The 5,916-nt window shown below is 61.9% G+C and carries 5 protein-coding genes; 2 read left to right on the top strand and 3 right to left on the bottom strand.

The genetic code is table 11. The features are described from left to right. Positions 1-40 precede the first annotated feature (40 nt). Entirely contained in the window at positions 41-379 is a 339-nt protein-coding gene (locus tag JMF82_RS21445) for a DUF559 domain-containing protein (protein ID WP_201316559.1), read from the top strand. A 181-nt stretch (positions 380-560) separates the two neighbouring features. On the opposite strand, the gene corA is transcribed toward JMF82_RS21445, so the two are convergent. Continuing rightward, a complete protein-coding gene (gene corA / locus JMF82_RS21450) occupies positions 561-1,589 on the bottom strand; it encodes a magnesium/cobalt transporter CorA (protein ID WP_201316560.1) in 1,029 nt (342 codons plus the stop codon). Positions 1,590-1,701: 112 nt separating this feature from the next. Here corA and JMF82_RS21455 point away from each other — a divergent pair, with 112 nt between their 5' ends. Next, on the top strand, positions 1,702-3,675 hold the full coding sequence (locus JMF82_RS21455; protein ID WP_201316561.1) for an acyltransferase family protein: 1,974 nt from the start codon (positions 1,702-1,704) through the stop codon (positions 3,673-3,675). A 13-nt stretch (positions 3,676-3,688) separates the two neighbouring features. Here JMF82_RS21455 and JMF82_RS21460 read toward each other — a convergent pair whose 3' ends face one another. Together JMF82_RS21460 and JMF82_RS21465 are read right to left on the bottom strand one after the other, a co-directional pair. Continuing rightward, positions 3,689-4,942: a DUF4105 domain-containing protein gene (locus JMF82_RS21460; protein WP_201316562.1), complete on the bottom strand. Its 1,254-nt coding sequence runs from the start codon at positions 4,940-4,942 to the stop codon at positions 3,689-3,691. 26 nt (positions 4,943-4,968) lie between these two features. Beyond that, positions 4,969-5,817: a transporter associated domain-containing protein gene (locus tag JMF82_RS21465; protein ID WP_201316563.1), complete on the bottom strand. Its 849-nt coding sequence runs from the start codon at positions 5,815-5,817 to the stop codon at positions 4,969-4,971. Positions 5,818-5,916: the final 99 nt, after the last annotated feature.

The following is a 5,916-nucleotide window of genomic DNA, read 5'->3' on the forward strand; positions in this document are numbered from 1 at the left end:
GGGTAAAGCTCTTCGCTTCTAACAGAATCGGAACCGACCCATGAAGCTCGAATGGATACGCGCCCGTCAGCTTCGCAACGATGCCACCGACGCCGAGCGCCGGTTGTGGCGCTATCTACGCCGTGAGCAGCTCGCCGGCTGCAAATTCCGCCGCCAGTTCCCCATCGGTGTCTATATCGTGGATTTCATTTGCGTGCCGGCGCGCCTGGTGGTGGAGCTGGATGGCGGGCAGCATCTGGAGGCCCAGGCCTATGATGCGAGGCGGACTCGCGTGATCGAGGCAGCGGGGTATCGCGTCCTGCGATTCTGGAATGACGATGTATTGCTGAGGACGGATGCGGTGCTGGAGGAGATTCTTCGGCATCTGGTTGCAGGTTAGAAGAGCAACCCCTCCCCAACCCTCCCCTGCAAGCAGGGGAGGGAGCAACAGCTGCGAGTTCGTGGCTCTTCCTCTATAGGCAGGGAGATGGGGTGACTATAGGCAGGGAGAGTGGCGACGGCCTTCAAGTCCATGACCCCTCCCCCTGCTTGCAGGGGGAGGTTGGGAGGGGGTTAAACCGTCAGAGCCACTTCGACCGCTTGAGGAAGAAATAGATGCTGCCTACCAAGGCGGCAACGGTGGCGATGATCAACGGATAAGCCCACGGCTTGTTGAGTTCAGGCATGTGCGCGAAGTTCATGCCGTACCAACTGGTGATCAGTGTTGGGGCTGCAAGCATGGCGGCGTAGCCCGCCAGTCGCTTCATGACTTCGTTCTGCCCGAATGTCACCAGCGAGAGATTCACGTTGATGGCCGCGGCCAGCATTTCGCGCATTGCGCTGATCGATTCGTTGACGCGGAACACGTGGTCATACACGTCGCGGAAGTAGGCGCGCAATTCGTCTGGAATCAGCTGCGGATGCAGCCGCACCAGCTGGCTGATGATGTCCTGCAGCGGCGCAGCGGCCAGGCGCAGCGTCATCAGGTCGCGCTGCATGTCGTACAGGCGCCGGATGGTGCTGCGGTTGAAGGTGTCGGCGAAGATGTCCTTCTCCAGCTCCTGCAGTTCCTCTCGAAAGTCGCGCACGATCGGCAGCAGGTTGTCGACGATGAAGTCGAGTACGCCGTAAAGCCCATAACTGGGCCCGAGCGCCAGCAGTTCCGGTGAATGCTCGCAATTGCGGCGGGCGGGTGCGTACGACAGCGACGCGCCGTGACGCACGGTGACCAGGTAGCGTGCGCCCAGGAAGATGTGTGTCTCGCCGAAGGCGATATGGCCGCTTACCAGTTGCGCGGTCTGCACCACGATGAACAGCGAGTCGCCGTAGGTTTCGATCTTGGTGCGCTGGTGGGCGTGTTGCGCGTCCTCGATCGCAAGATCGTGCAGGTCGAATTCTTCCTGGATCTTGTCGAGTAACGCGGCGTCCGGCTCGTGCAGGCCCACCCACACGAACGTGTCGGGCTGTTTGAGCACCTCGCTGATGTCGTCAATGCTGACATCGCCAATACGCCGGCCGTCGGAATGATAGGCGACGCAATTGACGACCATGGGCCCCGATGGAGCCGGGGGTGCTGCGGAGACGGTGTGGGGTGAAGTCATGGTGCTCATGATGGCCTCGGCTTAAGCTTCGGCGCAATTGAAAAGTGCGAACGGCCCTTGGTGGAAAACGTCATCCTGTCGGTACTATTGGTCATTGGACGGGGCAGGGGATGACGTTTTCATGAAATCTGAAGAGTATCGGCTCGGCTATCGCGGTGATATCGAAGGCCTGCGGGCGGTCGCCATACTGCTTGTCATCGGGGCGCATGCCGGCATCCCTTGGCTCTCCGGCGGATTTGTCGGAGTGGACGTATTCTTCGTCCTGTCCGGATTCCTGATCACAGGCTTGCTGTTGCGTGAGCTCAAGGAAACCGCTCGGATAGACTTTACGGGTTTCTATCTCCGGCGCCTTCGGCGCCTTATGCCGGCATTGATCTTCATGGTCGTGGTCGCGTCGGTAGGTGCAATGCTCCTGCTTGGGCCTAGCGAGCAGTTGTCGCAAGCTGATACAGCAGCCATGGCCGCCCTCTGGTTGAGCAACGTGTCTTTCGCGCTGATGCGAATGGATTACTTCGCGCAGGGCGCAGACAGCAACCTGTTCTTGCACACGTGGTCGCTCGGTGTGGAGGAGCAGTTTTACCTGGTGTGGCCCGTGCTACTTCTGTGGTCGCTCGGTCGACGACGCGGAGAACTCCCCGTCGCCCGGCTGAAATACGTCATGCTAAGTATTTTTGTACTCAGCCTGGGCGCGTGCATGTTCGTGACGCCGCGGTCTCCCCAGTTCGCTTTTTACATGATGCCGTTACGTGCGTGGGAGTTCGCCGCCGGGGCTCTGATCTGGCTCTACTTCGGAAATGGAGCTGCTCGCGCGACCGCAAAAGCAGGCGCTGTCAACGCGATTGCGACGCACTGGTTGGGTTGGGTTGGCTTCGCGTTGATTGTGGTTGCAGCGGTAAGCTATGGCGGACAAACGTCTTATCCTGGATGGCGGGCCCTGCTTCCGGTCTTCGGTGCGACGGCCATTATCGCCTCAGGGTGGACCGACAGCAGGCGTGGCGTGTCATGTGTGCTTTCGCTACCGTGGCTGCAGGTCATCGGACGCATTTCCTATTCATGGTATTTGTGGCACTGGCCCGTTCTTGTCCTTGGCCACGTGGTAACAGGAAGTCATGATCCGTGGACGCGGGTCGCTGAAGTGCTTGTGTCGCTAGGCTTTGCTGCAGCCTCTTACCGGCTCATCGAAGCGCCGGTTCGCCATCAGGGGTTCTGGCTCTCGCATCGCCGTATTGCTTTGTACGGGGCCCTTGGCATCACGGTGATGGTTTGTCTGCTGTCCATGCATTGGTTCGGCGTGGCTGCAGAAGGCAGCCAGGGCCCTGCCATGCAGCGGTACGCCCGCGCACGCCTTGATGCGCCCTCGATTTATAGCCAGGGTTGCGACGACTGGTACCACAGCGACCGGGTGCTACTTTGCGGTTATGGCCCCAAAGATGCTTCGCATACACTCGTGTTGATGGGGGATAGCGTTGCTGGGCAGTGGTTTCCTGCATTTTCGCAGGTGACGACGAATCCGGGTTGGCGCGTGATCGTTTTGACCAAATCCTCCTGTCCGATGGTCGACGAACCCTATTTTTACGCACGAATCGGCCGCGAATTCAGTGAGTGCGAAAGGTGGCGGCATCGCGCGGTCGAGCAAGTGGCGTCGATGCACCCCGATGTTATCGTGCTCAGCATGGGCCTCGGTGGAACCCAGTCGTTCTCGCAGGCACAGTGGATCGAGGGTACGGCCCGTACGCTGGGCGCGTTAGGGGGCGGGGTGGGAAGGATCTATTTCCTTCGCAGCACGCCACACCTGGACTTCGATGGCCCAAGCTGCCTTGCTTCGCACGCTGGTCGACCGAAATGGCTGAGTGCTGCGCGGGGTTGTGAAACGGTGTTCGATGATGCGCGCGATCGGCAAGTTTACCAATGGCTGAAGCAAGCCGCTAAACGTTTCCCTAATGTGCAGACCATCGACATGAACGAAGAGATTTGTCCAAGGCGGCACTGCCTCGCGGAGCGCAACGGCCAGATTGTCTTCCGGGACAATCAACACCTGACCGCCAGCTTTGCCGCCTCGCTGTGGCCCGCGATGGCCGAGCGGCTCGGGCTTTAGGGTGAGCTCAAGCTCAGGGCACGAAAGGGAGCGGCTGTTGCGGTTGGCGAGTGATCCATGCCACCCCGAGCCATACGGGTAGCGCAAACAACAGCCAGGGCTGGTTCTGCTGGACGACGCCCGGCAACAGGTGCAGCAGCCAGGCGGCGAGCACGGCCAGCAGCTGGAGCGCTATCAGTATGTTGGCCATGCGCGAGGTGACGCGTCCGCGACGGGACTGCCATACCGCGCCCACCAGCAAGAGAGCCAGCGGATTGAACAGCAGCAGGTTGGCGTTGGCCCAGGCCGAGTGATGGGTGGTCAAGGTCCAGAGGATGAGCAGGGCGGTGCCGACCAGTCCGGCCAACACCAGGTACAACGTGGCGAGGAGCGCGTAGACGGTCGGTGCAAGCCGGCGGGTGGCGACGAGCGCCATGGCGAAAACCAGTCCGGCCAGCGCCAGTGGCACGCGCAGGTCCGGTGCCTCGGCAGGCGGTGGCGTCAGGCGGTTGGGGGAGGTGAGTTGCTCGTCCTGTACGAGTGCCTGCTTTGCGCCGTCGGCATTCATCACGGACACGTTGCGGATGTCTTCCTGCAACACCATCGGCAGGAAGCTCTCTTGCCAGGCGTTGAGCGGCTGGTCCGCATAGGGGCCAAGGCCAAGGTCCAGGATCAGCATCAGCCACGCCTGCTGGCTCATCAGGCGCGCGGTCTGCTGACGGTAGGTCATGCGGGCGGCGCGTGCTTCCAGCTGTTTTTTCAGGGTGCCGCCGAGCGCCTTGTCCAGCGCATCGCGCACGCGCGTGGCGCAGTTGTTGGCGTAGTAGTCGTAGTCGTAGCGCGCGTTTTCCGGGCGCAGGTTCCACAGCAGGAAATCGCGCAGGTCGGCGGCTTGTGCGGCGGTGAAGGCCAGTCGTTGACGGGTAACCGAGCGGCCAACGTCCATGTAGTAATGCTGGTCGACTTCACTGGGCGCGGCATCCATCAGGTAATGCATGCGTCCGCGTGCGAAATGCAGCAGGAACCCGGCCTCGTCGAAATCGAACACGCCGTAGTTGAAGGTGAACGCCTCGCCGCTGGCGACGTCGCGTAGTTCGATGGCGTCGTGGCCGAAACGCTCCCAATAGGTGTCGCCCGGCCCGTAAGTGATCAGCGAGACTTCGAGATTGGCGCCGGGCGCGTTGGCAATGCCCGCGTGCGCGCGCGGCGCCCAGGCGAGGGCACCCAGCAGGAGGAACAGGAAGTACACCCCCAGCCGGCGGCCAAGGTGCTGCGAGGTTGCGGGCATGAGCGTCCTGCCTGATCGATGCAAGATCAGTCTTCCTGGCGATGGGTGACGCGGAACGCCTGCACGCGGCGGTCATCCGCCTCGGTGACGTGGAACAGGAAGTCGCCGATGGCGATTTCCTCGCCGACTTCGGGCAGGTGGCCGAACTCGGAGGTGCACATGCCGCCGACCGTGTCGAACTCCTCGTCGGAGAAGTTGGCGCCGGTCTGTTCGTTGAAGTCGGCGATTGGCGTGAGCGCGCTGACGACCCAGCCGCCGCCGGTCTGCTCGTGCATCAGGGTGGGCTCTTCCTCGTCGTCGTGCTCGTCGTCGATCTCGCCGACGATCTGTTCGAGCACGTCCTCGATGGTGATGAGGCCGGCGACGCCGCCGTATTCGTCCACCACCAGCGCCATGTGGTTGCGCGTGTGGCGAAATTCCGCCAGCAGCACGTTGAGGCGCATCGATTCGGGGATCAGTACGGCGGGGCGCAGCACGGTGCGGACGTCGAAATGGTCGCCGTCGCCGACGAACTTCAGCAGGTCCTTGGCCAGCAGGATGCCAAGGATCTCGTCCTTGTCCTCGCCGTGCACCGGGAACCGGGAGTGTCCGGATTCGACCACGATCTCGAGGATCTCGCGCAGCGGCGCTTCGGCCGACACCATCACGATCTGGGCGCGCGGGACCATGACGTCGTCCACGCTCAGCTCGGTAACCTTGATCGCACCCTCGACCATGGTCAGGGTGTCGTTGGACATCAGGCCATTGGCCTGGGCGGTGCGCAGCTCTTCGATGAGCTCCTTGCGGTTGCGCGGCTCGCCGGAAAACAAATGGCCCAGTCGATCCCACCACTTGCGGTGGGCCGGGCCGCTGGTACTGCCAGGGTCCTCGTTCATTACTCTTATAGGCTCTGCCCGAGAGCGGGCGGAAAAGCCAGTCTAACGGAAAAACCGTGACGATTCAGGAACAAGGCGCCACACCAGGTTTCCCCCTCC

The sequence above is a fragment of the Dyella sp. EPa41 genome (assembly GCF_016586165.1).
Classification (GTDB): domain Bacteria; phylum Pseudomonadota; class Gammaproteobacteria; order Xanthomonadales; family Rhodanobacteraceae; genus Dyella.